The following is a 22,141-nucleotide window of genomic DNA, read 5'->3' on the forward strand; positions in this document are numbered from 1 at the left end:
ATAAATTTAAGCAAAGAGGAGGAGACAGTTGAGATGAGTGATAACATTCGCCGCTCAATGCCTTTATTCCCAATTGGGATTGTCATGCAGCTAACAGAATTATCTGCAAGACAAATTCGCTATTATGAGGAAAATGGTTTAGTATTTCCAGCTAGAAGTGATGGGAATCGCCGATTATTTTCTTTCCATGATGTTGATAAATTACTAGAAATCAAAAACCTCATCGAACAAGGAGTAAACATGGCAGGAATCAAAAAACTTTTTGCCAAAGCTGAGGCAGAAAATCCATCGTCTGAAACAAAGACAGAGGAGAAAACCACAGCGAAGCACAACTTGACAGATGATGAACTCAGGAAGCTACTGAAGAAGGAACTCATTCAGGCTGGACGTTTCCAACAAGGAACGACCTTTAGGCAGGGGGATATGTCAAGGTTCTTCCGTTAACCAATTAGCAAAAGCATTGCTATACACATTTTACCTTTTGTAGGGGAGGAGTTTTACGAAATGGCAAAGTACACAAGAGAAGATATCGTAAAATTAGTAAATGAGGAAAACGTAAAGTACATCCGTCTGCAATTTACAGACATTCTCGGAACAATTAAAAATGTTGAGATTCCTGTGAGCCAGTTAGAAAAAGCTCTCGATAACAAATGTATGTTTGATGGTTCATCTATTGAAGGGTTTGTACGTATCGAAGAATCAGATATGTACCTATATCCAGATCTAAACACGTTTGTTATTTTCCCTTGGACAGCAGAAAAAGGTAAAGTTGCACGCTTTATTTGTGACATTTATAAGCCAGACGGAACACCATTTGATGGAGACCCTCGTAACAACTTAAAGCGTATCTTGAAGGAAATGGAAGAACTAGGATTTAGTGATTTCAACCTTGGACCTGAGCCAGAATTCTTCTTATTTAAATTAGACGAAAAAGGCGAGCCAACGCTCGAACTAAACGATAAAGGTGGATACTTTGACCTTGCACCAACAGATCTAGGCGAAAACTGCCGCCGTGACATCGTGCTTGAGCTTGAAGAAATGGGCTTTGAAATTGAAGCGTCTCACCACGAAGTAGCACCTGGACAGCATGAAATTGACTTCAAATATGCAGGCGCTATCCGCTCTTGTGATGACATTCAAACGTTCAAACTCGTTGTTAAAACAATTGCGAGAAAGCACGGACTTCATGCGACATTCATGCCAAAACCATTGTTCGGTGTAAACGGATCTGGTATGCACTGTAACCTATCATTATTCAAAAATGGCAAAAACGCATTCTTTGATGAAAAAGCAGATTTACAATTAAGCGAGACAGCTAGACACTTTATCGCAGGTATCGTGAAGCACGCAACAAGCTTCACAGCGGTCACAAACCCGACGGTGAACTCTTACAAACGTCTTGTTCCTGGCTATGAAGCACCTTGCTACGTAGCATGGAGTGCACAAAACCGCAGCCCATTGATTCGTATTCCAGCATCACGCGGCATTAGCACACGTGTAGAAGTACGCAGTGTAGACCCATCTGCAAACCCATACCTTGCACTAAGTGTATTACTTGCAGCAGGTCTAGACGGAATCAAAAACAAACTAGACGCACCAGCGCCAATCGACAGAAACATCTATGTCATGGACAAAGAAGAGCGCCTTGAAAACGGCATCGCTGACTTACCTGCAACACTTGCAGAAGCACTTGAGCTGCTCAAGTCAAACGAAGTCATGATCAACGCACTAGGCGATCACTTATTCGAGCACTTCATCGAATCAAAAGAAATCGAATGGGATATGTTCCGCACCCAAGTACACCCATGGGAACGCGATCAGTATATGTCTCAGTATTAATAAAGAAATCCTCTTGGAGCCATTGGCTTCAGGGGGATTTTTGTTTTTATGAGTGTTTCTTATATTTTAAAATGAAGCAGGCACCACCCACCATTCACCCACAAAAAAGTGATAAAAAACCACTCCATTATCTTGGAGATATACTCTTCATAATTATTCATTGAATCTGTGTCTATTTTTTCTAGTATGAGGTCCAAGCCAACGAAGCTGTACCTATGCAGAAAGATGAGAAGCAGCTACTAATGATTAGATTGCCCTCAAAGTGTGCAAGACGATTCTGACGAGAATGATTAAAAAGAAGAGGAAGACGGGGCTGCCTAAGATGGCACGCAAACGATCAAAACGGTGGTTCCTACTTTATCGCTTAGAGGATGGACATCGTGTTCATCTATATGAACTGCTTAGTCGGATCAGGAAAAGGTGGAGGATTATCAGATGAAAAACAAATTCTTAGAAGGAGACTGGATTAAAGCATCTAAGAAAGGAAAAAGAGAACAACTTAATAAAGCAGGTTATGTACTTAAAGTAGCCGAGGATGATATTTTAGTAAGGTTCCTTAGTGGTAATACTTTGGTTGTTCCAAAGTCTTGGGCTGAAAATTTGGATGAGGCACTTATTGTTGTAATATCATCGGTTGGGAATTATGGGTTACAAGAAAAGAGTGATATACTCTACCCTGCTAAATTTGAAGGTGTTATCGCTGTAGGAGCATTAAATATGAACGGTGATATATGGAAAGGGACAACTGTAGGTAATGGCCTTAAATGTGTTACTTCCGGGGCATTATATAAAAAGTTATTCAAAAGATGGTTCTTTTTTATATAGTAGTGGTACTTCAATGGCGGCTGCCTACATGGCAGGTCTTGCTGCTCTCTTTTTTGAAGAATATTCTTCTTATAATAAATCCACAATCTCTAAAAAATCATGGGAAAAAATCAAAAATTCAGATAAAATAAATGGGTATTCAGTTATGGATACAGTTAAATTTTTTTGAGAAACTAGGGTTTATATGAAGAATAAGCTTATTTTAGTAGTACTGTCTTTTATTCTATGTTTTTCGCGGTGACTCCAGCATATTCTTAGAGCGTAACTTCACTGAATAGTGAACTTGTGGTTAGTGATCAATTGATTGAACAAGATACGAGGATACCAGTATAGATGTTTCAAACTTTAATAAAGAATTTGACTTTCTTTTGAATGATCCAGTATTTATTGAAATAGAAGAAACTTTAGCGTTACAGAGTCAGAATGCTGAATTGAAAGAAGACAGTGTAACTGGTCAGTGGATACCGGTGGTGGCTGCTGCTTTAAGATTATTAATTTCTCAAGTTGGAAAAAAGGGAATGCAAAAAGGATGGAAAGTAGCTAGACCATATGTGCAGAAAGCATTAAAGGCGCCTCAAAATCGTATTATTGATGGCCCTGGATCAGGAGGGTGCATTATACAGGTACGTAGCAAAAAAACCACTATTCAGACTAGATTATGCACCTATAAAACATGGAAGACCTGCTGTTCTGCATTATCATGTTCCACCAAATCTAGAAGATCATCATGTTATTTTCTAAAGGGGAGATCAACGTTGCTTAACTTAGACGATACAATGCATTTGCATGTAGGCTATTATGAAAATGATTTAGATTATGAAGGAGTGTTTTTAAAAAGTTTAGATTCAGGGAAATGGTTATTGTTTTTTTATCAAGAAAGCTATGGTATAAAACTTGAACAAAAATATGAAAAATATGATGATTTTGTTTTGTTGGTTGGAGAGTATAATATTGATGATGAAGATATTGAGGATAAAAGTGATGCATTGTTCGAACAATTTCTAAAAGAAAATGGTTTAATAAAAGCATAGCGTTTTTACGTTACAATAAATAAAATGATATAGAAGAAGATATCTTTATCTGTTTAAAGACTGTTATGTAGACTTTAAAACTTTTCTAGAAGTATATTGATTCTGAAGGCGATGCATTTTGGGAATAATAGAACCAAAGTGTCCATTTTTATGGGCACTTTTTTTATTTGCATTGCCGAGAAAAAGCGAACATGAATATTTTGTCCAGAAAGAAGAACCTGTGGACGCTGATCATTGGGCACTTTAAGTGCCACAATGGGTGCCCACTTTTATGTTGTGTTTTTTGTATCTTTATTCCTATTTAATGACAAGTTTTGTGTTAGTAAAATTGACCTTGTCAATGAATAGGAGGGAGTGACTTCTTCTGGGGAAGATACTTGATGCAAAAGCACTAACAAGTGCCATGGATACAAGGGCGAAATCCTATCAGGAACTCCGTGAACAAATGGTTGATTTAAAAAAGGCACTACAAGGCGTAGCAAATCTCCGTGACGATTTCACTGTGAAAGGTGCGGATAACATTAAAAGTTTCTACAAAGAGCTCGCCGGAAATGTAGATATGTTTATCAGCTTCATCGATAAGCAGAAAGCCTTTCATGATGGTGTATCTGGTACGCTTGATGATACGAGCTTTGGCGGGGACACCTTTGTAGAAGAACACTTTTTAGACAATGCAGTACATAGGTCATGAAAAACGCTAAAAGCATTGTGAAGGATCAAAAAAATGCTCTTAAAACGATTTTTGAAGATATCGATGACCTCATTTCACTGGAGGTATTCGATAGCAAAACCTTTGATGAAAAAATAGAAGATGCTGAAGATGTTCGAAAAAAGACAGTAAAAGACTTAATAAAGCTAGATCAAAATTTAAAAGATGAATATGCTTTGTCAGAAACGGAGCAGCAAGCTACAATGGCATTGTATGCAGAAATGATCAATGCCACGAATGACGGTAAATCTATTTCACCTCTGAATTTTGACAAAAAAGCATTTCAAGATAGTGAAATCTACAAGGCAAAAAGCGATATTGAGAAGCAAACTGCTGAATATCTCAAAATTAAAAAAGAACAAGAAGAAGCCCACGAGATCGCAAAGGAACAAAAAGCGCTAGCCAACCGTCCTTGGTATGAAAAAGCCCTTGATTATGGGGGAAACATTGTCAATGAGCTAACCGGTGTGAATGATGCAAAACGTGCAGCTACGGGCGTCGATCCAATCACAGGCGAAGAGCTTACCGCAGGCCAACGAGTCGCTGCAGGTGGCATGGCGGCAACTGGCTACATCCCAATTGTCGGCTGGGTAGGGCGCATTTTTAAAGGTGGAAAAGCGGTCTATAAAACCACCCAAGCCACATCAACCGCAGTCAGAGCGGTCGATATCTACAAGACGTCACAAAAATCTTTTGATGCCCTAAAGACATCCCAAAAAGGTTTATACGGCCTCATTGCGACCAACGGCTTCAGCGAAGCGATTACTGGTAGAGATATGTTTGGGAAAAAGATCTCGAAAGAACAGCAGGAGGCGAGTATGAATGCGGCGCTTGGAATGCTTTTGCCGTTTGGGGCGAAAGGGTTTATGGAAAGATGGATCAAATCAGGTATGTAATAAACCAATAGAATGGCATGCAAATCATTTGTTGGCTACTACTGCGAATTCACCAGTAAAATTAGTTCTTCAAGATTTTCTTTCAAAAATGAATTCAAATTAGAATCTCACTAACAATCAAACACCCTCCCTTATCAATGGCGTAATCTGGATACGGAACAAAGGTGCTGAGGAATGTGGCCATATGCATATTTTAGGGAAGGATATGGTCGTTCGTGTTGCTGTCAAAAATGACAATGACTATATAGCAGAACCAAGCCTTATTCCGCAGCGTAAGGAAGGTGGGAAGAAGGTAACACTTAAGCATTTCCTCCAATTATTGAAAGGGTCGAAGCACTTTTAAAAGCATGTCCGTTATCTTTGAGTACCCTGAAGATTAAAAAGTACGCAACTTCTGAATGGGAAGTTGCTCTATGTTATTTACTCCTAAAATAACTCAAGATGGCATTTATAATTAAAGTGATCACAGATGCAATCAGTAAAGATATACTGATTGCACCCAATCCTAAACCTTCCCACTTTCCTACGAAAAAACTTATTAATAATACTCATGAGAATAAGAATCGATGGTATTCCATACTGTAAAGGTGCATTCTTTCTTTTAAAGATCAAAGAAACACCCAATATAACAATCGTAAGGATAACTGTTAGCAGCTAAAATGATGACATTTATTGACCTTCCTTCTTTTGAAAATATATGAAATTATTTTATTTCCTCATCCATTACTTTCTTATACTTTTCAAATTCAGAATCTTTCATTTCACCGTTCATTTGTAATAAAAAGTTTCCTTTTGAATAGGTGTGAGAGAAGAACATAGATCCAGCATTGCCTAACTCATCATAATAGGATTTCGCCTTCTGTAAATCAGTTTCATTTCCAAATTTAAAAATCCTTCCACCAGCATTTTCACCTAAGGAAGGAACGAGAATCCTTTTTCCTTCTTCTCTTATATTTCCAAACTCTTTTTGTTTAAGATCAGATGGTTTTTCTGCTTCAAGCCCAGCACTTTTAAAAGCTTCAATAATATTGGCTGTCGTGAGCTGTTTTTCATTTGATGCTGCGCTACTGCAAGCTGTTAGCATCATTAAACAAATAAAAATGAATATAGATAATTTCTTCATATTGGATCCTCCTGATTTTTAGGTGCAAAGGAAATTTTACATGAAGTACCTTCTTTTTACTATCGTTTCGACAAAAATAGACAGCGTGAATGACTAATTAACTAATATTCTTCTTTTATTTTGCCTAAATTGTTAAATATACTCAGCAAGATGGTATACTTATGTGCATATTTTACTAGGAGGCATTCACCTTGAAATCATTTTGGGAAATAGACGAGGAAGGTTACTATACGTTAAAAAAGATCGACGAAGCAGAAATAGCTAAAGCTGAAAAGAAACTTGGAGTCACTTTGCCAGATACATATAAAAAGCTCATTATGGAACAGAATGGTGGTTATGCCGTTCATAATGCTTTTCCAACCACTCACTCTAATTCATGGGCTGAGGATCATATTCAATTTAATCACCTGCTGGGAATTGCTGAAGGTGAAGGAATTATGGATAGTGCCTATTTGATAAAAGAGTGGGAGCTGCCAGAAGGGCTTGTTTTGATCAACGGGGATGGACATACTTGGGTAGCAATGGATTATCGAAAAACGAAAGAGAATCCTGCAATTCATTATTTTGATGTTGAGATGGAAGAAGACTTTAAGTTAGCAGATTCCTTTGATGAATTCATTGAGGGGCTTTATACAGTTGAGTACAGTGTTGACGAGGAAGTAGCAGATGGTGAATACGAAGAAGAAGAAGAAGAGGAATATATAACTAAAGCAGAACTTGAAGCGATCTTAGAGAAAGAAGCACCTGATCCAGCCGATATTCATCAAATTACTAAATATCCGTTACAAGATTTAGAAGAAGTAGAGTGGTTCTTTAAAAGAATAAAAAGCTATATTGAATCTGTTAAAGATGAAGACGTTCTTTATGAAGTAGCTGCAAGCATTGACACAATCCTTATATTAAGAGTAGATACAATGCCAAGTAACGATATTATAAAAAAGACATTATTTGAAATTGTAGACATTTTTGAAAAAACTGAAATTCCTCAGATAACTGTAACAGCTGGAAATTTCGCTGTTAATATTGATTTTTTAGATTAAGGCAAAATTAGAGCATGTAGAGTGTACTGTATAGGGTGAATTTTCAAAGAGTGAATGAGAACGGATGTTTAATTATCTGTTTTGAATTCATTATAATATAATTTAGATTGACCCCTTCGTGAACCTGGCTGAAACTCAGTCAGGTCTTTTTATATCAATTTCAAAACAATATTTTGTGAATTTCTTTTTAAAAAATGAAGGTGGTCAATCTAAAAGAAATAAGTATCAAGTCCTTTCTGGCTACTCTCTCTTTTAACCAACATACCATTCAATTATTATCATATTTGCGGGATACCGAAAATTTCTATTATGAGCAGATTCACTTTACATATGTTGTAAAATGCGTGTTAGAATTATACTAGGGATTTGTTTAGAAGGGGGTAAAGGAATGTCAGGATTAATTGCCTCTCAGGAGGTAGGAAACATGTTAAACACTTGGAATCTTGCGATACAAAAAGGGGATTTATCGGCAGCTATAGAAATGCAAGATGACATAGACAGGGCAATTGATTTAATGGAAGAAAATCAAGATATTCTTTTGTACTATCAACTGTTGAGCTTTAGGCTTAAGCTGAAACTTCAGAATATTAGCAGAAATTTAGATAAGCCATTCTTTCAGCGGAATGCTCCAGACGAAAAAGAAGAAAAAACAAATAAACTCATGTCATATTACTTCTACTTTTATAATGGGATCTATCATGACTACTTACAAGATTATGATAAGGCATTAAGTTACTTCAGAATAGCTGAAAAAAAGTTGGCTTATGTTGATGATGAAATAGAAAAAGCTGAATTTCATTATAAAATCGCAGTTCTATTTTATGATTTGAAAATGACCTTTTTATCAAAATATCATGCACAAATTGCGTGTGACACATTTAATGCGCATGAAACATATATCAAAAGACAGATTAACTGTAGGATGCTACATGCGTTAAACTTAATTGATCAATTTGAATATGATAAAGCAAGAGCTCTTTTTAGTGAAGCTGAGAATATGATCGAAAGTATTAATGACAATCATTTAATCATTCATCTATATTACAATATGGGTTTTCTAGAAAGCAAAAAAGAAAATTTAGAAGAAGCATCAGCACTATTTAGGCGCACGTTGAGTTATAAAGAGATCGAAAATCAAGATTTATTGAAGATGAGATGTTTATATGAACTTTCTAGAATAGAAATCTCCAGTAAAAGTAATGACGCGATTGAATGGATAGATCTAGGCATTTCTTTATCAGAACAAGTCAACCATAACGTTTTTCAAATAAAATTTAAATTGTTAAAAGAACTATTGTATGAAAAAAATCACTCTCAATTGAACAATATAAACAATCTGTGTTTAGAGCTTGAAGAGAAAAGAGTATGGGTTGATTTAGAGGAAATTCTGGTTGATGTGGCGAAATATTTAGAGGGGAGAGGCTTGCTGAAACAATCATTAAATTACTATAAAAGAGCCTTACTCGCAAGCCAGTATGTAGGAAAAGGAGTGAATTAATTGAAGAAGTCGGTTTTTATTACATTTTCACTAGTTGTGGTAGCTCTAGGTACACTTTTCTTTACAAACGGTTTGACTCAACCTCTACATGAAGATGTCCAAACAGTTGCATCAAGAGGTAGCTCTGGAGGTTAATTGGTTAAAAAACGATAAAGTGGATTAAAGCGTCAGACTTCTTATGGTATTCTGGTAAAAGAATATGCCATAAAGGAGTCTTTTTTATATTAATTGCTCCATTTGCTTTGATGGCAGCGTATAGAGATACTAAAAAACAAATGAATTAATTAAGCTTTTTGAAGAGGAGACTTTCAGTGTCTGTTGGAGGGACTCCGGGTATTACCCAATTTCACTGTATATATTTATGCGAGAGCTGTATAAAGCATGGGATTCTGAAAAACCGAAAAAAATTTATGAAGAATTTCAGGATGTTTTTATGAAGAAAGAGAAGAAAACAATTTGAGGTAAAAACAAATATAGTATATACTTTCAATTTTGTTACTTAAATCCTAAATATGGAACTGACTGTAGAATGTTAAGACTGATTGTTTTATAATTTCACGGTAACATGGATTGTAATTAAAAGTATAAAACGTAAGTGAAAGTATATCGGGGGATTTGGATGATAAAAAAAGAAGTTTTTCAAATAGTTTTGTTTACAGTCCTTTTGGCAATTTTTCTTTATCAAGGTGTACAAAGAGATTTTCCTTTTGAATATCTGATTACCTTAGTTGTGTGCTATGTTGCTGTAATAGTTTATAGAATTATAAAAGTAATGAAATATAAAAAGGAGCAAAGTACAGTTAAGTAGTATGAGCTATTTTTGTTTGCGGTGTCCGCAATCACTTTTGGGATCAGACGTTTGAGGTCATGGCTCTTTGGCATGTTGACATTAAGAATTATATAATGAACTAAATTTAATTTCGGAGGTGCTTTTATATGTCTATTCAAGTGGATGATGATGATGTTTTAGAGATGTGTAATATATATGCTCAAGAAACTCATCACAGAGAAGCATTGATTTTAGGAAACAGGAAGGGTCTATTGGAATTAAAAAATGCGATAGATCAGGCTTTAAAAACCGGTAGTGCTGTTGCAAATTTATACCCATCTGATTTTGAAGGGTATGAAACTTGTATTGCTCTAGTGGATGATGAAAAGCAGTTTGAGAAATTAATTACTCCTTATGTAGAGGAATATACACAAGATGATGATGCGATTGATCCAATTGATATTATTAAAGAGTACGATTCCAAAAAAGAAAAACCCTTATAATAGAGTTTTTCTTTTATTATTTAGTGGAGTATAGTTTCACCTTTTTTAGCTTTGTGTTTACTTGGTATTGATGCTCTAAGAGCATGGGGTATATGGATTGGTAGTCTTGTATAATATAGTTCAAATAGAGTTTAATATTTAATAATTGTTCTTCCTAAATGTTGGCCATTTTTAATGGCTTCAATTGTTTCAGGTAACGTATCGAGAGTAATCTCATTGACTAGAGTCGTTTGGGCGATATTCCATTCGTTTGCTATCTCGTTCCAAATGACTTTGCGTTTATTGATTGGTACATTTACAGAATCGATCCCTAGAAGGTTGATCCCTCTTAAAATAAAAGGTAACACAGTTGTTGTTAATTTAATTCCACCTGCATTCCCGCACATGCTCATGCTTCCACCATAAGAAATTTGAGGGATTATGACAGAAGCCACATCTCCTCCTACGGTATCTAAGACGAAGTCATATTTTTGCTTGTTTAATGGTTTTTTGAGCTCTCCTAACTCGTTTGCAAAAATGACATCAGTTGCTCCTAAAGATTTTGCAATGTCAACTTGATGATCTTTACGCACTAAAGCATGAATATTTTTGTACCCAATTTTAGATAATAATTGTATCGCGATGCTACCAACTCCACCAGTTGAACCTGTAACGAGTATATGAGGTTGATTTTTTGTATTCATACCATTTTCCTGTAAAGCCATGATCGAAAGAGCGGCTGTAAAGCCTGCTGTTCCAAAAATCATTGCTTCTTTTAAAGTCAAGTTATTTGGCAAAGGAACAATCCAATCCGCAGGTACTCTAGCATATTCTGAAAAACCTCCAGTGTGGCTCATGCCCATAGCGAAACCTGTGACAATCACTTGTTGACCTTCTACGAAACGATGATCTGTTGTATGAACGATCGTTCCACTTAAATCAATTCCGGGAATCATCGGATAGTTACGAATAACACCTCCATTTTTTTGAACAGCCAACATATCTTTATAATTGATTGAAGAATATGCAACTTTAATTAATACTTCTCCTTCAGATAAATCATTCACACTTACATTTTGAAGATCATAACTCACTTGATCATTTTGTTCTGTCACTAGTATCGCTTTAAATGAATCCATTATTTATCTTCCTTTCTAAAAATGTATTATCGCAAAACATTTCTGGTGCAAAAGTATTTCAATTGAAAAACTACCATGATATTATAGGTAAAGTCAATGTGGGGGAGATAAAATGGAATTATCAGAGTGCATAAATTTTTTACTAAGTGTTAGTCAAAATAAAGTGTTTAAGTACTTTAGTAAGCTTTTAGAGGAATGTGATTTGACACCCGCTCAATATGGTGTGTTGAACTGTTTGTGGAGAGAGGGCCAGCTATCTCCCAAACAAATTGGAGAACTTGTGTATTTAGAAGCCTCAACAGTTTCTGGAATTTTAGATAAAATGCAAAAAGCGGACTTAATTGAACGCACAATAGATCCAAAAAATCGAAGAAATATTTTAGTAGAGGCGACTCAAAAATCTTTAGCCATTAGAGAAAAAGTTGAAGCAGCAACAATTGAGCTGAACAATACAGCGCTCCAAAACTTGTCAAATGATGATAAGGTTGTGCTAAAAAAAGCATTGTATACAATTATCAATAACTTTAAATGATGTATTTTTATAAACAAGTTACTTATGTATCAAGAGGTAGCTCTGATAGATAATTGGTTAAAAAACGATAAAGTGGATTAAAGTGTCAGGCTCCTTATGGTATTCTAGTAAAAGAATATGCCATAAAAGGAGTCTTTTTTATATGAAAATATTAGATGCTCCATCTTTACTATTAGCTGTAGAACAGAGATCAAAGGCCTATGATGAGCTTCAAGAAGAAATGAAACTTGTGAAAAAAGCAATAAAAAGTGTGTCGGGCTTAGGTGATGAATTTACTGGAAAAGGTGCAGACAATATCAAATCTTTTTATGAGGATCTTGCGCTGTACACAGACACATATCTTGATTTTATCGATATGCAGAAAGCTTTTTTAGATGGGGTGAAAGGAAAGCTTGATGATGAATCATTAGGCGGGAGTACTTTTATTGATGAGCACTTTTTAGACACTCAATTGAAACAAGGGATTCAGAACAATAAAGATATGGTCAAAGAACAAAAAGAGGCACTTTCCACTATTTTTGACGATATTAGTGATTTAATTGAATTACATACTTTTTCAAGTAAAGAGGTCAATGAACATTTAGACGATGCGAACAAAAAAAGAAAAGAGACCATTGAAGTTTTACATCAAATAGACAATGATTTGAAAACGGAATACGCAAAGTCAGAAGCGGTTGAGAATCACCTCAACACATTTTATGCAAAGATGATGGCTGCTACTGGAAAAGGAAAGAATGCGCAGCCAATGTATTATGATGCAAAAGCATTTCATGAGACAGACGTGTACAAGAACCATGATCAGATTGATGCTCAAGTGAAAGCCTATTTAAAGGTGAAAAAAGAAGAAAAAGAAAAAAGAAGAATCAAAGAACTGAAAGAAAAGCTCAATGATCCTTCGTGTCTATCAGAAGCGAAATACTTTGAGATTGTAGATGAGATCGGTTATGAGAATCTCACATATGATCAAAAAATGTATTACAGTCAGCTTCTCCAAATCAAAGCACAGGAAGAAGCATCGGAGGTGTTCATTGATAGTGTAAAAGGTGCTGCAGTTGGTCTATATGACGTGGCAAAAGATACAGTGACCGGAATCTATGATCTTGTCACTGACCCTGGTGGGGCTGTGGAATCAGTTGTAACGGCTGTTTCACATCCAATTGAAACATCGAAAGCGATTGGAAAATCGATTTCAGACTCATTCCAAAAAGAAGTCATAAATGGTGACGCGTATTCACGGTCACACTGGTTCGCCTATGCGACTGGTTCTCTTGCAGAAATTGTCTTTGGTTCTAAAGGGGCAGGAGCCATCACAAAAACAGGGACAACAGCTGCCAAAACAACAATGAAGAAAGGCCTTGAACAAGGAGCAAAATCAATCGGTAACGTCACCATTCCGAATCTATTGCCATACTCACCAAAGTTTCAAATGGCTGGTGGCCCGAAGCTGCCGTATAACGTGTTTGATGGAGAAAATCTCAAAAATAAACTTCTCTCCATGGCAAAGCGACTAGACAACAATTCAGGATACGGAATCTCTCAGACAGGCAGAAGATTACCAGCACCCAAATCACCACCGACCGTTGTCAGTTACGGAGATCACTATGTGCGGTGGAAACGCAAAAAGGTATTAAAACCGAATGTCGTTTATTCAACAAAGCAAGGTTACACCTACACAACAGATCACTACGGACGCATTGTCAAAGTCGAAGCAAGTGATTTAAAATATGGAGAGGTCAAAAGAAATCAATATGCTCAATCCAATTCAGGTAAGCCGGACAGATTACTGGATGATGATGGTGGACATTTAATTGCGTCAATTTTCAAAGGGTCAGGCGATATTGATAATCTTGTTCCAATGAATGGAAATTTAAACAAAGGTGAATGGAAAAAACTTGAGAACACTTGGGCTGATGCTCTTCAAAATGGTGATGAAGTTAAAGTGAAAATAACTCCTAACTATAAGGCTGATTCTCTACGTCCTGAAACTTTTGATATTAAGTATAAAATCGGTGATGATGAATGGGAAATCAGACGATTTGATAATGTGTATGGAGGTAAAAAGTAATGAAAGAAGAAGAACTAGAATATGTATATAAGCTGATAGTTGATGTTGTAGTGGAAACCATACCGGTCAAGTGGAAAAAGGTCTATTTATATGGTGAGGTAGTTGAAGGTTCACAGACTGCTTACTTTTATTTTTTACCTGAAGAAAATGATAGTAAGCCGGTATATAGTCATGAGATAACTGAATTGTTTGAAGTGAGTGAACATGAATACAAAGAAAGGTGGCATCAATTAGTCGACTACATCCAAGAACTTGGGAGAGTGTTTGAACAAAGTGGTCAAGCACCTTGGACAAATTTTACAATGATAATTGATGAAACAGGATATTTAAATATAGAGTTTAATTATGATGACCTTTCGAATACAAACCCTCATGAAAGAAAAACTATTTGGAAATATAATCATCTAGGCATTATACCTAAAAGCAATTCGGGTAAAAAACATTTAGAAAAGTACCTTTCTACTTTGGAGTAAAAATCGTTTTGAGAATATTAAAGAAATACAGACTAGAGAACATAATAAGAGCACTCATTCCAAGCAGAAAGGGTGCTCTTATTCACTCTAGAATTTCTCATTTCACCTATTTAAACCGATAAACCGTCACTTCACAATCGCCAAGAACCTCTTCCATCATCTCTCGAACAATCGTCCAATCGCCGCCTGCCAAGCCGCAGCCGATCCCATAAGGAATGGCGATAGAATGAAGGGGATGCTCTTCATTTAGATTTGTCACTGTCTGTTTTAGATGTTCAAAGCAGCTGCGTAATGCGTCGTCATCTGTTTGTTTTGTTTTTCTTCCGTATCCAACTTGGGCGAATAAGTTGGCAATGGTTTTTCCGTCGCTCGTTGTGATGAGCTGAACGGAGCTTAATAAATCATCTCCTTGTTCTGCACATAACCGTTTATAGTCTTTATACACATTTGGATATTTGCTTTTGATCTGCTTTGCTAACCCTGCTCCCATGACACCCTTACAATTCACTTGGTGACAGATGATGTCTTCTTCTGCGTCTAAGATATTGCCTTCTACCGTTTTGATCATTTCAAGTCATCCCTTTTCAATAAAATGCAAACTTATGTTCTATTATATCAGTTTTGATGACATTATGTTTAAAAAAATGGATACGTTCATACGATCAAATTGGCAAAAACAGTCCATGACATCTAAAATAGTGAAAGATAAAGAAAAAGTAGTAAGGAGAGTCTTATGGATAAAATAGAAACAAATCGGTTAATTCTTAGACCATTTCGTGATGAAGATGCACCCGGAATGCTTGCATACTTGTCTCAACCAAGAGTGAATTGTTTTCTGGATGATCAAATCTCTACATTAGAAGAAGCGGTAGCTAAGGTGCAAAAAAGAAAAGCAGATCACTCTTATATGGCGGTTTGTTTAAAAGAAAGTCAGTTGATTATCGGTGAACTGTTTTATCTAAAAGATGAGCCGGATACGTATTCGATTGGCTGGAATTTTCATGCGTCATATGAAGGAAAGGGATATGCCCGTGAAAGTGCTGAAGCGCTCTTGTCATATCTTTTTGTCAATCAAGGAGCAAGGCGTTTATATGCATATGTAGAGGATGACAATGATCGATCTCAAACATTATGCGAACGTTTAGGCATGAGGAAAGAAGGCTTCTTTCTTGAGTTTGTTTCATTTACTACAAATGAGGATGGCACCCTCAAATATGAAAACACCTATCAATATGCTTTGCTGAAAAAAGAATGGGAGCAGTATCATTCTAAATAGTGCTTTGTTTCTTGGTATCCGAATGACAACGAAGTAACAAAAATGTGAGATGATCCCTTTATTTTGTTCGCTCGATCGATGTCACGGTCTTCTTTTTTCATTTATCCTTTTCCTAAACGAAGCAAAAGGAATGAAATGAGATGCAGGAGTTTAATGAACGGGTATTTCGGTCGATTAATCAACTTAGTATGAATCACGATGTCTTAAATCCAGTTCTTATTGGATTGGCTGAATATTCAGTGATGTTCATTGCGATCATATTTTTGATCATGTGGTTTCAAAATCGGAGCAGAAGAAACAGATGGATGATGATATCTGCTGGGTTGACCTTTATCTTGGCAGAGATGTTAGGGAAAGTCGCTGGGCTCTTTTATTCCAATCAGCAGCCCTTTGCAGAATTGAATCATGTTAATCTTTTAATCGAAAAGGAAGTGAACAACTCTTTTCCGAGTGATCACACCATTTTTATTTTTTCCATTTGTATAGTCTTATGGCTTTTTCACAAGCGTCGTATTTATTGGCTTTTCATTGCCTGCGCTGTAGGATTTTCAAGGATTTGGGTAGGTGTTCATTATCCATTTGATGTGCTGGCAGGTGCTGTGATCGCTTGTTTAACGGCGGTAACGGTTGTTTATTTGCCGCTATTCCAAAAGGGCGTTAGCCTGCTTCTGTCGTGCTTTGAATGGGTGGAGCAGAAATGGGCAGGAGAGAGAACCAAATAAAATGTAAGTCCACGAAAAAACACCCCAATCTGTTATGAAATCAGATCGGGGTGTTTATTATTTTCGCCAAAATGTGGAACAATCTGCTTTGTCTTCAATGTTAAATTCAATGATTTTTTTAAGTAGAGGATAGTCAATCGGTAAGCTTTCCTTCATCCGAAACATCTTTTTTCCATGGTCATAACCAGCTTGTACAATATCTGCTGAAAAGTGATCAATCCCTTTTCCTTCTGGTGCGACAGAAATGTGGTGTTTTGCGACGCTAAATCCGATAATAAATGTGCCATGATCTGTGAACATGGGCTGATTCCAAGCAATTCTGGGCTCTAATTGAGGGAATGTGTCTGAAATCCATTGTAAGATGTCTTGCATGCGCTGTTTCAGCTCTGGATGACCGATGTTGCTTACATATTCTTCAAAAACCTGCATTGTTTTCATCCTCCATATTCATCAAGCCTCAGACGGGATTCGAACCCGCACTCCTTTCGTAAGCATAGGCTAGGGGGCAACACGCTTCCCTACGGAATTTCACCGACAGGAGTTTCACCTGTCTCAGCTCATTTGCTTTTCGGTGCTTCTGAAACCCTTGCCTTGCGACCCGCCAGCTACAATTGTTTTACGGCGCTCTTCCCTTCTAGAGCTACTGAGGCACGGAAGTTCTTGTTCATATTATATAGAGAAACTTGAAAAATGAAAAGCTATGCTCATCATCTAATCCAATCGCGCACAAAATAGTCAAAGGCACATATGATAAAAGACCATATAGTTATGTATACAGCATGGAATTGGGCTGATTGTAAGTGACAAACCTGTTGATGAGTAAACTAAAAGAGATAAACAATCAAACAAAATTAGAAGGCTTTACTCACAAACGTTCGATGAGTTCTCCCTTTTTGCTCACCATGGAAGATGGGGAACCTTTTTACTCATGGGTGTTTTTTGAAAGAAGTGTGTTTAAGACTTGCTATTTTTCTTTGAGCTCTATCAATGAAAAGCAAAATTGTGTGCTGTTGGAACTTCTTGTACCGTGCTGCAATAGATCAACATGCTGTCAAAAAGTTTTGTATCGATCTAGTTCGAAAATTCTTGTCGATCTTTCTTTTTTATGTGGAATGATTGAAGTAGAGCTTCCTGTATATGATGCGCTTATTTTAAAAAACATAGAATCTCACCACATCTTTCTTTGTTTTTCCACATCGTCCAGTTCGGTGGAAGTATGGCGGAATGGAACAAAATTTCTCAATACGGCAACTGTTGTGTTGCATCATCAAGATCATCAGGATGTACCAGTCGCAATTAGGATTCAAACTGGTACATTTTGTTATGATCTTCTTGTCCAAAAAGGAGAAAGTCGTGCGATTACTGTGAAAGATGTGAAATTTATCTTGAAATCTCCATCAACTGAAAGTGTGCAAGCACGATTAGACATGCAAATCAACATGGTGCAAAGAAGAAAAATAAAGCTTTGAAGCTGTGATAATCGCACAATCATCCAATATCAATGGATCATAGTCTATCAAGATTAGGTTGAAGGAGGGTTAAAATGGCTATTTTAGGCGGATGTAGTAATGAACAAGCGGGCTTTGTAAATGATGCAGTATGCTTCACACTTGATTTAGCAGCAGCAGCTGATGCAGTTGTCGTCTGGACAGATGGAACACCTTATGTCATAAACGGAACCATCATGGTGGAAAACAATGGGATTGTGGCTGTGGCACCTACCGTGGCTTTAGAGGTAAACGGTACAGCTGTTCCTGATTTCACGGTACCGCCAGGAGAGAGTCGATCCATTACGCTCAGTGATCTGAACTCAATTGGGATTTTAGCTACTGGTGGAACCTCGACTGGAAGTATTGTCGTTTCGTTTTCTCTCAATTATCAGTATTAGTGTGTATGTCTTGATGATTCCACAGTTTGAAAGTAGTGAGAGACATGTGCGCCCAACTTAATATGTGTGGAGGAATAACTGGTCCAACCGGGGCCACGGGTTCAACGGGAGTAACTGGCCCAACGGGAGCCACGGGTTCATCAGGAGTAACTGGTCCAACCGGTGCAACGGGCTCAACGGGAGTAACTGGCCCAACGGGAGCCACGGGTTCAACAGGAGTAACTGGTCCAACGGGAGCCACGGGTTCAACGGGAGTAACTGGCCCAACGGGAGCCACGGGTTCAACCGGAGTCACTGGTCCAACGGGAGCCACGGGTTCAACCGGAGTCACTGGTCCAACGGGAGCCACGGGTTCAACAGGAATAACTGGTCCAACGGGAGCCACGGGCTCAACGGGATCGACGGGTTTAACGGGAGCCACGGGCTCAACGGGATCGACGGGTCCAACGGGAGTAACTGGCCCAACGGGAGTAACTGGCCCAACGGGAGTAACTGGCCCAACGGGAGCCACGGGTTCAACAGGAATAACCGGCCCGACTGGAGCCACGGGTTCAACCGGTGCAACGGGCACAACTGGTGCCACAGGTCCAACAGGAGTAACTGGTCCAACCGGAGCCACAGGTGACACAGGTCCAACCGGTACTAGTTTAACAACTAACTCGATGTACGCATCCAATACGTCGGGAAGTACGGTGCTGGTTGTTTTGGGCGGAACGGCAGTGACGCTGCCTAATAACCAAAGTTTAGATGGATTTACCGTAAGTGGTGGTAATACGGTGTTTACTGTACCTGTTTCAGGACGATATTTCATCACGTATCAAGTAAATACAAACGCTGCACTTCTGGCAGGAACAAGAGTAATTAACAACGGAACCCCCATAGCAGGGTCTATTTTAACACCTGCTTTATCTACATCTACCTACAATGTATCTCTCATTACAACACTTGCAGCAGGGAATCAAATTTCTCTTCAAATATTCGGTTTAGTCGCAACCGTAGTATTACTTGGCGGGGGATCTGTTGGAGCGGCATTAACCATTATCAGATTGGAATAAATCCAAAAAGCCCAATAAGGGCTTTTTTTCAATTCAACCGTGTCCTTTAATAGAAAAAAGACGGATTTTTTAGTGTATGCATCATTGACTAGGAGAAAGAAACGCAATAACAAAGGAATCGGTTATTGAAGATTCAAGTGATTCATATTAAAATGATGTCAAATGGACGAATTAGCAATTGCTAATAGAAGTTCCATATTTAGTGAAATCATGTGGTGTAGCTGAAGGTGATTGGGGGTGTAGAATGAGCAAAGTTCCTGTGGCGGAATTGGCATCACTATTAAATGACTGGAACATGGAAATCAAAAAAGATCATGCAGATGAGGCAGAACGGCTATTTGCTAAAGCGAAACAAGCAGTAGAGGAAATTGATGATGCTGACATCCTCATGTATTATTCTCTTCTTGAGAAAAGGCATCATATTCTGATGTACAATTTAAGAGGGCAAAAAGGCAATGTTTCAACGAAAAGTAAAGAAGGCCATTATGGGAAAAAAGATGATGATTTGTCTAATCGCCTTGCTTACTATTTTGATTTTTATGAGGGTGTGTATGAACAGCATCAGGGGAATTATGAGGTTGCATTACAGATGTATCAAAGTGCGGAAAAGCTCTTAGATAAAATTCCAAGTGAAATCGAACGCGCTGATTTCGATTTTAAGGTCGCGTGGCTTTACTATCGCCTGAGTCATATCATGCTTTCATTAAGTTATATTCGCAGGGCTCTACACGTCTATAAACGTCACAAGCACTATGAAAGAAGAACTGCACTTTCATATTCTCTTATTGCAGCCAACCTTACAGAGATTGGCAGGTACGAAGAAGCGCTTGAGAATTATCGTTTGGCGGAAGAGGTGTTGACGAGCGAACAGGATGATTTTATGCTGGCTCAGCACCATCATAATGTCGCCATTTTATATTCATTTTGGAATAAACCGAAAGAATCTATACGACATCTTGAAAAAGCATTGTCTCATCAAGAGTATTATGATTCAGATTTCTTTTTCCATTCTACGTATCTGATCAGCCGGGAACTCTGTGTGATTGGTGAAAAGCAGCGTGCAAGTCAGTATATAGATGCTGCATATGCCCGAATGAAAGAAGCTTCTCATGAAGTGTTTCAGCTCAAAATAGGCATCGTACATGATCTTTACTTAACGAATGTGCCACAAAGATTTCAGCAAATTAATGAGAAATTAAGAAAGTTAGAAGAAAAGAATGAATATCATGAAGTGAAAGAGCTTTCTCACTTTGCTGCAAAGTATTGTGAAAAGCAAGCACTTTATGAGCAGTCTGTTTTTTACTTGAATAAAAGTTTAGAAGCGGATTTACATATGAAAAGAATGGGGTTGATATAAGATGAAAACAGGATTAAAAGTATTATTCGTTGTGGGTTTAGCGGTCGCTGCGGCTGTTTTAACTGAAAATGTAGCGGGTTCTTTCGAAGTAGCAGAAAAAATCATTGGTGGTTAATCACCCAATCATTTCTCGCCCTTGTTGATGATGATCAGCAAGGGTTTTTTATATGTGTGAAAATAGGCTCTTCTTATTAAACGCTGCAAGAACGTTTAATAAGAAGAATTCGCAACAAAGGGGGTGTGCAAATTTGTTACCTGCTCCATTATTCTAAATAAATATAGGGCAGAGCAACAAGTTAAAAAGGTCACCTTTCTTTGCTTAATTTAATTTTTTGCAGGACTTTTCATTCAAATTTCATCAAATTGGTCTATAGTACATAGAAATTGTTACAAAAGTGGGAACACCGCTCCATTTGTCACGCATATGATGAGATGAAGTGTAAGTTGAAGGCAGGTGATTGTATGGATCCTCGGGTATATGGAGGCTTTCATGGCGGCGGTTTTAGCGGAGGTGCAGTGGGCCCTCATATTGGCTTTGGCGGGTATTATGTGAGCCCTGGCGTATTCTCGGGCTTAGGAGGTTACCCTGGATATGGAGGGTTCGGGACGTTTTCTGGATATTCTCCATATGGCTCCACATTCATTATGGGGCGTCCTCCTGGTTTTTATGTAAGAAGTTATTAATGTTTTATCACAGTGGTTGAAATAGCCATCTAAGATTGGCTATTTCAATTGGTGAAAGTGCTTAAATGTAGCTGTGATCACGATAACCCCTAGGATGCAAATAGGCAGCCAAATGATGATAAACGGATCGTACGCATCTGTGTATGCTGCTAAAGCAGCTCCTAGGCAGTAAAAGACAATAGAACCGATTCGCAGCAAGCTCACATGTTGAATAGGGGCTTTTCTTTTTTCCCGATTTGATAAGCGCTGCGCCAAATCTTCAAATAAGTTAGCAAGTGTACTCGTTAAAACTGTTGTAGAAATGCCAGCGACATTTAATTTGCGTGCGGCCGCCGTTTGCATGCCCATCGCCATACTTAAAAGGATAATCAGCATAAAATAAGCACCTTGCGTATAAGGAAAAATGGTCATAAGAGCAAATAGAAGCAAGATGATGACTTCTATGATAAAGATGCGTGTAACGGCTTTTGGCCAAAATGTTTTTTCTTGTTTTCCACCTATGACAACAGCTAGTAAAACACCTAGAACAAATCCGCTAAGTGCCGTGATGGAATGAAGAGCGGTTAACTGCAATGAACTGCCTGCTGCAATGCCAAGCAGTACAATATTTCCCGTCATATTTGCTGTAAACACATGCCCCAGGCTTAAATAGCCAATAACATCCACTATTCCTGCGGTAAGACATAAGAACATCAGGGCAATGTTTCGTATTGAGTGTGCGGTCAAAATAGTCATCCC

The 22,141-nt window shown here is 37.7% G+C and carries 25 protein-coding genes and 1 pseudogene; 20 read left to right on the forward strand and 6 right to left on the reverse strand.

From position 1 onward, the window contains the following. The first annotated feature begins 33 nt into the window (after window positions 1-33). The 7 genes and pseudogenes from ID12_RS13175 (at window position 34) to ID12_RS19020 (ending at window position 5,643) form a co-directional block, all read left to right on the forward strand. On the forward strand, window positions 34-444 hold the full coding sequence (locus ID12_RS13175; protein ID WP_007499423.1) for a MerR family transcriptional regulator: 411 nt from the start codon (window positions 34-36) through the stop codon (window positions 442-444). A gap of 60 nt (window positions 445-504) precedes the next feature. Further along, window positions 505-1,839 carry a type I glutamate--ammonia ligase gene (gene glnA, locus ID12_RS13180; RefSeq protein WP_007499421.1) on the forward strand — a complete coding sequence of 445 codons (1,335 nt, stop codon included), beginning with the start codon at window positions 505-507 and terminating at the stop codon, window positions 1,837-1,839. Between the two features lie 435 nt (window positions 1,840-2,274). Further along, entirely contained in the window at window positions 2,275-2,664 is a 390-nt protein-coding gene (locus ID12_RS13185) for a S8 family serine peptidase (protein WP_035700856.1), read from the forward strand. 13 nt (window positions 2,665-2,677) lie between these two features. Continuing rightward, window positions 2,678-2,833, forward strand: coding sequence for a hypothetical protein (locus tag ID12_RS19600; protein WP_263490855.1), 156 nt, complete (start codon window positions 2,678-2,680; stop codon window positions 2,831-2,833). A 199-nt stretch (window positions 2,834-3,032) separates the two neighbouring features. Continuing rightward, the gene (locus ID12_RS19530) at window positions 3,033-3,695 is read left to right on the forward strand and encodes a DUF3986 family protein (protein WP_234717149.1); all 663 of its coding nucleotides are present in this window, start codon (window positions 3,033-3,035) and stop codon (window positions 3,693-3,695) included. A gap of 403 nt (window positions 3,696-4,098) precedes the next feature. Beyond that, window positions 4,099-5,270 (forward strand): annotated as a pseudogene (locus tag ID12_RS13200) (ribonuclease YeeF family protein); the annotation flags it as partial. 214 nt (window positions 5,271-5,484) lie between these two features. After that, on the forward strand, window positions 5,485-5,643 hold the full coding sequence (locus ID12_RS19020) for a hypothetical protein (protein ID WP_234717150.1): 159 nt from the start codon (window positions 5,485-5,487) through the stop codon (window positions 5,641-5,643). A 73-nt stretch (window positions 5,644-5,716) separates the two neighbouring features. On the opposite strand, the gene ID12_RS19535 is transcribed toward ID12_RS19020, so the two are convergent. Both ID12_RS19535 and ID12_RS13205 read right to left on the reverse strand, forming a co-directional pair. Further along, window positions 5,717-5,803: a hypothetical protein gene (locus tag ID12_RS19535; RefSeq protein WP_234717188.1), complete on the reverse strand. Its 87-nt coding sequence runs from the start codon at window positions 5,801-5,803 to the stop codon at window positions 5,717-5,719. A gap of 200 nt (window positions 5,804-6,003) precedes the next feature. Further along, entirely contained in the window at window positions 6,004-6,423 is a 420-nt protein-coding gene (locus ID12_RS13205; protein ID WP_050827284.1) for a hypothetical protein, read from the reverse strand. 191 nt (window positions 6,424-6,614) lie between these two features. Here ID12_RS13205 and ID12_RS13210 point away from each other — a divergent pair, with 191 nt between their 5' ends. The 3 genes from ID12_RS13210 (at window position 6,615) to ID12_RS13225 (ending at window position 10,233) form a co-directional block, all read left to right on the forward strand. Next, window positions 6,615-7,463: an SMI1/KNR4 family protein gene (locus tag ID12_RS13210; protein WP_050827285.1), complete on the forward strand. Its 849-nt coding sequence runs from the start codon at window positions 6,615-6,617 to the stop codon at window positions 7,461-7,463. A gap of 388 nt (window positions 7,464-7,851) precedes the next feature. Further along, the gene (locus tag ID12_RS13215) at window positions 7,852-8,961 is read left to right on the forward strand and encodes a response regulator aspartate phosphatase (protein WP_050827286.1); all 1,110 of its coding nucleotides are present in this window, start codon (window positions 7,852-7,854) and stop codon (window positions 8,959-8,961) included. A gap of 936 nt (window positions 8,962-9,897) precedes the next feature. After that, entirely contained in the window at window positions 9,898-10,233 is a 336-nt protein-coding gene (locus tag ID12_RS13225) for a hypothetical protein (RefSeq protein ID WP_050827287.1), read from the forward strand. A 131-nt stretch (window positions 10,234-10,364) separates the two neighbouring features. Here the strand turns inward: ID12_RS13225 and ID12_RS13230 are convergent, their stop codons facing one another. Further along, the gene (locus tag ID12_RS13230; RefSeq protein WP_050827288.1) at window positions 10,365-11,351 is read right to left on the reverse strand and encodes a YhdH/YhfP family quinone oxidoreductase; all 987 of its coding nucleotides are present in this window, start codon (window positions 11,349-11,351) and stop codon (window positions 10,365-10,367) included. Window positions 11,352-11,463: 112 nt separating this feature from the next. Between ID12_RS13230 and ID12_RS13235 the strand changes: the two genes are divergently transcribed. From ID12_RS13235 to ID12_RS13245, 3 genes are all read left to right on the forward strand, one after another. Continuing rightward, window positions 11,464-11,883, forward strand: coding sequence for a MarR family winged helix-turn-helix transcriptional regulator (locus ID12_RS13235; RefSeq protein WP_007499409.1), 420 nt, complete (start codon window positions 11,464-11,466; stop codon window positions 11,881-11,883). 142 nt (window positions 11,884-12,025) lie between these two features. Continuing rightward, on the forward strand, window positions 12,026-13,948 hold the full coding sequence (locus tag ID12_RS13240) for a T7SS effector LXG polymorphic toxin (RefSeq protein WP_050827289.1): 1,923 nt from the start codon (window positions 12,026-12,028) through the stop codon (window positions 13,946-13,948). Further along, window positions 13,948-14,421, forward strand: coding sequence for an antitoxin YezG family protein (locus ID12_RS13245; RefSeq protein WP_041092234.1), 474 nt, complete (start codon window positions 13,948-13,950; stop codon window positions 14,419-14,421). The genes ID12_RS13240 and ID12_RS13245 overlap by 1 nt, the downstream gene beginning before the upstream one ends. A 106-nt stretch (window positions 14,422-14,527) precedes the next feature. Here ID12_RS13245 and ID12_RS13250 read toward each other — a convergent pair whose 3' ends face one another. After that, complete coding sequence (locus ID12_RS13250; RefSeq protein ID WP_017367303.1) at window positions 14,528-14,989, reverse strand: macro domain-containing protein; 462 nt, start codon at window positions 14,987-14,989, stop codon at window positions 14,528-14,530. A gap of 165 nt (window positions 14,990-15,154) precedes the next feature. Between ID12_RS13250 and ID12_RS13255 the strand changes: the two genes are divergently transcribed. Together ID12_RS13255 and ID12_RS13260 are read left to right on the forward strand one after the other, a co-directional pair. Next, window positions 15,155-15,697, forward strand: coding sequence for a GNAT family N-acetyltransferase (locus tag ID12_RS13255; protein WP_017367304.1), 543 nt, complete (start codon window positions 15,155-15,157; stop codon window positions 15,695-15,697). A 140-nt stretch (window positions 15,698-15,837) separates the two neighbouring features. Continuing rightward, window positions 15,838-16,419 (forward strand): undecaprenyl-diphosphatase, encoded by a 582-nt coding sequence (locus tag ID12_RS13260; RefSeq protein WP_008343955.1) that lies wholly within the window; start codon window positions 15,838-15,840, stop codon window positions 16,417-16,419. Window positions 16,420-16,476: 57 nt separating this feature from the next. Here the strand turns inward: ID12_RS13260 and ID12_RS13265 are convergent, their stop codons facing one another. After that, window positions 16,477-16,848: an iron chaperone gene (locus tag ID12_RS13265; RefSeq protein WP_008343954.1), complete on the reverse strand. Its 372-nt coding sequence runs from the start codon at window positions 16,846-16,848 to the stop codon at window positions 16,477-16,479. Between the two features lie 386 nt (window positions 16,849-17,234). Between ID12_RS13265 and ID12_RS13270 the strand changes: the two genes are divergently transcribed. The 5 genes from ID12_RS13270 to ID12_RS13295 all read left to right on the forward strand — a co-directional run bounded on the left by ID12_RS13270 (window position 17,235) and on the right by ID12_RS13295 (window position 21,403). Then, complete coding sequence (locus ID12_RS13270; RefSeq protein ID WP_017367305.1) at window positions 17,235-17,888, forward strand: CotZ-related putative spore coat protein; 654 nt, start codon at window positions 17,235-17,237, stop codon at window positions 17,886-17,888. A gap of 74 nt (window positions 17,889-17,962) precedes the next feature. Continuing rightward, on the forward strand, window positions 17,963-18,307 hold the full coding sequence (locus tag ID12_RS13275) for a DUF3992 domain-containing protein (protein WP_008343952.1): 345 nt from the start codon (window positions 17,963-17,965) through the stop codon (window positions 18,305-18,307). Between the two features lie 44 nt (window positions 18,308-18,351). Next, window positions 18,352-19,362, forward strand: a complete 1,011-nt coding sequence (locus ID12_RS19035) for a BclA C-terminal domain-containing protein (protein ID WP_080987796.1) — start codon at window positions 18,352-18,354, stop codon at window positions 19,360-19,362. Between the two features lie 244 nt (window positions 19,363-19,606). Further along, a complete protein-coding gene (locus tag ID12_RS13290; RefSeq protein ID WP_035391960.1) occupies window positions 19,607-20,719 on the forward strand; it encodes a response regulator aspartate phosphatase in 1,113 nt (370 codons plus the stop codon). 462 nt (window positions 20,720-21,181) lie between these two features. Then, entirely contained in the window at window positions 21,182-21,403 is a 222-nt protein-coding gene (locus ID12_RS13295; protein WP_008343948.1) for a hypothetical protein, read from the forward strand. A gap of 39 nt (window positions 21,404-21,442) precedes the next feature. Here the strand turns inward: ID12_RS13295 and ID12_RS13300 are convergent, their stop codons facing one another. After that, on the reverse strand, window positions 21,443-22,138 hold the full coding sequence (locus tag ID12_RS13300; RefSeq protein ID WP_008343947.1) for a YoaK family protein: 696 nt from the start codon (window positions 22,136-22,138) through the stop codon (window positions 21,443-21,445). Window positions 22,139-22,141 lie beyond the last annotated feature (3 nt).

This window comes from Bacillus altitudinis, assembly GCF_001191605.1.
Lineage (GTDB): Bacteria > Bacillota > Bacilli > Bacillales > Bacillaceae > Bacillus > Bacillus altitudinis.

What these genes read in the sequence shown, in the direction of transcription:
- ID12_RS13175 (WP_007499423.1), top strand. Translation starts at nt 34, where the DNA reads ATGAGTGATAACATTCGCCGCTCAATGCCTTTATTCCCAATTGGGATT.
- glnA (WP_007499421.1), top strand. Translation starts at nt 505, where the DNA reads ATGGCAAAGTACACAAGAGAAGATATCGTAAAATTAGTAAATGAGGAA.
- ID12_RS13185 (WP_035700856.1), top strand. Translation starts at nt 2,275, where the DNA reads ATGAAAAACAAATTCTTAGAAGGAGACTGGATTAAAGCATCTAAGAAA.
- ID12_RS19600 (WP_263490855.1), top strand. Translation starts at nt 2,678, where the DNA reads ATGGCGGCTGCCTACATGGCAGGTCTTGCTGCTCTCTTTTTTGAAGAA.
- ID12_RS19020 (WP_234717150.1), top strand. Translation starts at nt 5,485, where the DNA reads ATGCATATTTTAGGGAAGGATATGGTCGTTCGTGTTGCTGTCAAAAAT.
- ID12_RS13205 (WP_050827284.1), bottom strand. Translation starts at nt 6,423, where the DNA reads ATGAAGAAATTATCTATATTCATTTTTATTTGTTTAATGATGCTAACA.
- ID12_RS13215 (WP_050827286.1), top strand. Translation starts at nt 7,852, where the DNA reads ATGTCAGGATTAATTGCCTCTCAGGAGGTAGGAAACATGTTAAACACT.
- ID12_RS13225 (WP_050827287.1), top strand. Translation starts at nt 9,898, where the DNA reads ATGTCTATTCAAGTGGATGATGATGATGTTTTAGAGATGTGTAATATA.
- ID12_RS13230 (WP_050827288.1), bottom strand. Translation starts at nt 11,351, where the DNA reads ATGGATTCATTTAAAGCGATACTAGTGACAGAACAAAATGATCAAGTG.
- ID12_RS13235 (WP_007499409.1), top strand. Translation starts at nt 11,464, where the DNA reads ATGGAATTATCAGAGTGCATAAATTTTTTACTAAGTGTTAGTCAAAAT.
- ID12_RS13240 (WP_050827289.1), top strand. Translation starts at nt 12,026, where the DNA reads ATGAAAATATTAGATGCTCCATCTTTACTATTAGCTGTAGAACAGAGA.
- ID12_RS13245 (WP_041092234.1), top strand. Translation starts at nt 13,948, where the DNA reads ATGAAAGAAGAAGAACTAGAATATGTATATAAGCTGATAGTTGATGTT.
- ID12_RS13250 (WP_017367303.1), bottom strand. Translation starts at nt 14,989, where the DNA reads ATGATCAAAACGGTAGAAGGCAATATCTTAGACGCAGAAGAAGACATC.
- ID12_RS13255 (WP_017367304.1), top strand. Translation starts at nt 15,155, where the DNA reads ATGGATAAAATAGAAACAAATCGGTTAATTCTTAGACCATTTCGTGAT.
- ID12_RS13260 (WP_008343955.1), top strand. Translation starts at nt 15,838, where the DNA reads ATGCAGGAGTTTAATGAACGGGTATTTCGGTCGATTAATCAACTTAGT.
- ID12_RS13265 (WP_008343954.1), bottom strand. Translation starts at nt 16,848, where the DNA reads ATGCAGGTTTTTGAAGAATATGTAAGCAACATCGGTCATCCAGAGCTG.
- ID12_RS13270 (WP_017367305.1), top strand. Translation starts at nt 17,235, where the DNA reads ATGAGTAAACTAAAAGAGATAAACAATCAAACAAAATTAGAAGGCTTT.
- ID12_RS13275 (WP_008343952.1), top strand. Translation starts at nt 17,963, where the DNA reads ATGGCTATTTTAGGCGGATGTAGTAATGAACAAGCGGGCTTTGTAAAT.
- ID12_RS19035 (WP_080987796.1), top strand. Translation starts at nt 18,352, where the DNA reads ATGTGCGCCCAACTTAATATGTGTGGAGGAATAACTGGTCCAACCGGG.
- ID12_RS13290 (WP_035391960.1), top strand. Translation starts at nt 19,607, where the DNA reads ATGAGCAAAGTTCCTGTGGCGGAATTGGCATCACTATTAAATGACTGG.
- ID12_RS13295 (WP_008343948.1), top strand. Translation starts at nt 21,182, where the DNA reads ATGGATCCTCGGGTATATGGAGGCTTTCATGGCGGCGGTTTTAGCGGA.
- ID12_RS13300 (WP_008343947.1), bottom strand. Translation starts at nt 22,138, where the DNA reads ATGACTATTTTGACCGCACACTCAATACGAAACATTGCCCTGATGTTC.